The 3,296-nt window shown below is 68.1% G+C and carries 4 protein-coding genes; 2 read left to right on the forward strand and 2 right to left on the reverse strand.

The features are described from left to right. Together ABD259_RS25535 and ABD259_RS25540 are read left to right on the forward strand one after the other, a co-directional pair. On the forward strand, positions 1-1,184 hold a 1,184-nt coding region (locus tag ABD259_RS25535; protein ID WP_344165820.1), incomplete at its 5' end, for an HNH endonuclease signature motif containing protein. A gap of 307 nt (positions 1,185-1,491) precedes the next feature. Continuing rightward, positions 1,492-2,151: a class I SAM-dependent DNA methyltransferase gene (locus tag ABD259_RS25540; RefSeq protein WP_344165823.1), complete on the forward strand. Its 660-nt coding sequence runs from the start codon at positions 1,492-1,494 to the stop codon at positions 2,149-2,151. 291 nt (positions 2,152-2,442) lie between these two features. On the opposite strand, the gene ABD259_RS25545 is transcribed toward ABD259_RS25540, so the two are convergent. Together ABD259_RS25545 and ABD259_RS25550 are read right to left on the reverse strand one after the other, a co-directional pair. Beyond that, entirely contained in the window at positions 2,443-2,673 is a 231-nt protein-coding gene (locus ABD259_RS25545) for a hypothetical protein (RefSeq protein ID WP_344165826.1), read from the reverse strand. Positions 2,674-2,815: 142 nt separating this feature from the next. After that, the gene (locus ABD259_RS25550) at positions 2,816-3,157 is read right to left on the reverse strand and encodes a hypothetical protein (protein ID WP_344165829.1); all 342 of its coding nucleotides are present in this window, start codon (positions 3,155-3,157) and stop codon (positions 2,816-2,818) included. Between the last annotated feature and the right edge of the window lie 139 nt (positions 3,158-3,296).

Here is a 3,296-nt window from a genome sequence, read left to right on the forward strand (position 1 = left end):
GCCAGTTCCGGTTGTCGCACTGGTTGCAGCATGTCGCCGACCGGTCTCCGGGCGAGGCGCGCCAGATAGCGGAACTGGCCCACCGCAGCCCGCACCTGGAGGAGTCCGAGCAGGCCCACGCCCACGGCGAGATCTCCCTAGCGAAGCTGGAGCGCATCAGCCACTGGGTGAATGAGGGGCTGGCGTGCCGGTCGGTGGGGGTGTGGCCGGAGGCGGCGGGGTTTGTGCATGCCGCCGAAGGGCCGCTGCTGGGGCTGGCCGCACAGCCCGCGGTGACGGTGCGGGGGCTGGATCAGGCGGGGCGGCGGTTGCGCTACACGCTGGATCCGGCCCGCCAGGAGAAGGAGTACCAGGACCGCTATGCGGGGCGGGGGGCCCGGTTGACCCGGGGGATGGATGACTCCTTCCATCTGGAGGCCTGGGGGGATGAGGCCAGCGGGGATGTGCTGCGCAACGCGCTGGATGCGTTTTTGGCCCCGCCGGGCAGGCATGGTGAGGAGCGCACTTCCTATCAGCGCACGCATGATGCGCTGGTGGAGATGTGCCAGACGGTGGTGGAGCTTCCGGCCGACCAGGCGCCGGGCCGCCGGGCGGGGGCCGCCCCGGTTGCGGTGGTGGTGGGGCTGGATCTGTTGCGGGGCCAGCGGGGGGCCGCTCCGGGGGTGAGTGAGTATGGCACCTTGTGGCCGGCTTCGGCGGTGCGGGCGCAGGCGGGTGATTGCGCGCTGCGGCGGGTGGTGGTCGACCCGGTCGATGGGCGGGTGGTGGATGTGGGGCGCTCGCGGCGGTTGTTCGGTCCGGCGGTGCGGGCGGCGTTGATGGCGCGGCGCCAGGGGTGTGCGTGGGAGGGCGGGTGTGATCGGCCGATCGCGTGGTGCCAGGTGGATCACAAGGTGGCGTGGTGGGACGGGGGCCGCTCGGACTTGTCCAACGCCCAGCCGTTGTGCCGGTTCCATAATTTGGAGAAAGAGCATCGTCGGGCGCGGGAGCGGGGCTGGGGGCCCCGGCCTGGCGGGAAGCCCACGCCCCCACCCCCACCACCAGCACCGCCCCCACCGCCGGGGCGGGCGCCGGGGCCTGGGCGGGTAGCGGGAGATCCGGGTGGTCGGCCCAAGCGGGGTGCCCGCCCACCCGCTGAGGACACCGGCGGTAGCGACCCGAACTCGGATCCGGAGTCGCCGTAGCTCGTGTGTGGCGGACCCGCCGGGGTGAGAGGCCCGGCGGGCTAAACCCATGGCCTCGGACAATCGATAGCCAGCCGCAGTGTGTCAGGCAACGAGTGTCGGGCTGCAGCTCGGTAGGACAGCGGGTGACCGGCCTTCGAGTCTCTAGGAGCCCGGTCTAGCGAGTCGGGTGGATTCCGGTGCAGACGTAGGCAGCAGATCTTTATGGCCTCTTATATTGCCGCTGTTCCGGTAATGCCCGGAGGCAGCATCCCCGTCTGCTCCAGGCTGATCGTCGCCAAACAAGCGCCGTGTATAGTGCCGCCTCGTGACCGAATCGTCTTTCCTCTCTACCACCCGCGCCTTCTATGACGCGGTGGCGGCAGACTACGCCGAGCTCTCTCAGAACGAACTGGCGCCGAAGCCGCTGGATAGGGCGATGCTCTCGGCCTTTGCAGAGCGTGTGGGCGCTGCCGAGGGCGGACCAGTGGCAGACGTCGGGTGTGGGCCCGGCCACGTGACGGCGTATCTGCGCGAGCTGGGGCTGACCGATGTCTTCGGTGTCGACCTGTCGCCTGAGATGGTGGCGATCGCACGGCGGACGCATCCTAGCCTGCGCTTCGACGAAGGATCGATGACGGCACTGGATATGCCGGACAGCTCCCTCGGCGGGATTGTCGCCTGGTACTCCATCATCCACACCCCAGCCGGCGAGCTGTCAAAGGTGTTCGCCGAGTTCGATCGTGTCCTGGTTCCAGGCGGCCACCTTCTGCTCGCTTTTCAGGTTGGTGAGGAACCCCTGCACATCGCGGACCCGTTTGGCCATCAGGTGTCCCTTGACTTTCGGCGTTGGGCGCCCGACCGGATCGTTGGGATGTTGGGTGAGACCGGGATCGCCGTGGGGGCGAAGCTGTTGCGGGATCCTGACGGGACTGAAAGGGTCCCGCAGGCTTTCCTCTTCGCTCGTACGTCGAAACCTGCCCGATAGCGAACACACAGGGCATGCTATGGGGCCCGGCCCCGTGGCCAAGCGGTTATCGGCGATGCGTTAGGTCAGGCGCCTGTACCTTGCACGTCGCCACGTGGTTGGGAGAAGGACTGTACGTACAGCGGGCGTCGGAGGAAGGCTTCGGCGAGGCCCGGACGGCCGATTCGGAGGCGCCTGCCTCGGTCTGGCGCATGTAGAGGCTCAGCATCCCATAGCCGACTTGGAACGCGAACAGCAAATACACCCGCAGATCCGGCATCCTGCTCACGGCGAATTGGATGACGCGATCGGCTACGGACTCGTCAATGGGGCGCTGCCCCAAAGGTCAGTGGTCGGCTGCCCATTGCGCAGTACGGATGAGGAGCAGCGCGGCGCCGCGGCTGAGACCTGGGGCGAGTGCCCGTTCACCGGGCCGAACGCTGCCGCGGCGGGGGTGCGGATCGTGGCATTGGGGTCGGCGTCCCGAGAGTCCTGGCTGTGGTCGGCCTGCGCAGGGGCTCGGGCCTCGGCTGATTCACGCATGCGACGACAGGAGGAACGGGTGATCGGGCGCGTTCCTGCCACAGCGCCTGATCGGAGAGGCATCGGCGGCGCAGCCCCGGCTTCGTCGCCCCACACCTCCGTCGGTGGCGGTACCTCGTGACTTACGTTTCCCCAGGGTTCCTCAGGGCCGAGGCGTGGCGAGCTCGGTACTAGCTCCGTCGCGGGACACGCTTCCGGAGAACGTCATAGCCTCCCGCCGATTGTGCACGTTAGAGAAATTGACCTCGACCTGGAGGTAGTTCTCCTGGGGCAGCATGGGGCAGGCGTAGGTGGCCCTGGCCGTGGTGCTCGGGGGTACGGCCTCATCCAGTCCCGGCCAGGGGGCCTGTTCCGGGATGAGCTGCGAGGGACGGCTTCCTGCCTGCTCCGCGTCTTCGCCCACCCGACACTTCACTGTCAGTCCGCTCATCGGCTGCGCGTCGCTTGCGTTGGCGTTCGCCACCTCGACGGTGAAGAGGACCACGGGGTCTCCATCGTGATGTTGCTTCGGTTCGGTGGACAGGTGTCCGCTTTCGGATACTTTGTCACTGAACGAGGAGATCAACGTGCCCAAGACCCGACCCGCCTACCCGCCGGAGTACCGCGAGCAGATCATCTCGCTG

This window comes from Nocardiopsis rhodophaea (assembly GCF_039530945.1).
GTDB classification, from domain to species: Bacteria; Actinomycetota; Actinomycetes; order Streptosporangiales; family Streptosporangiaceae; genus Nocardiopsis_C; species Nocardiopsis_C rhodophaea.

Coding starts and splice junctions, on each gene's coding strand:
- ABD259_RS25545 (WP_344165826.1), bottom strand. CDS start 2,673: ATGCGTGAATCAGCCGAGGCCCGAGCCCCTGCGCAGGCCGACCACAGC.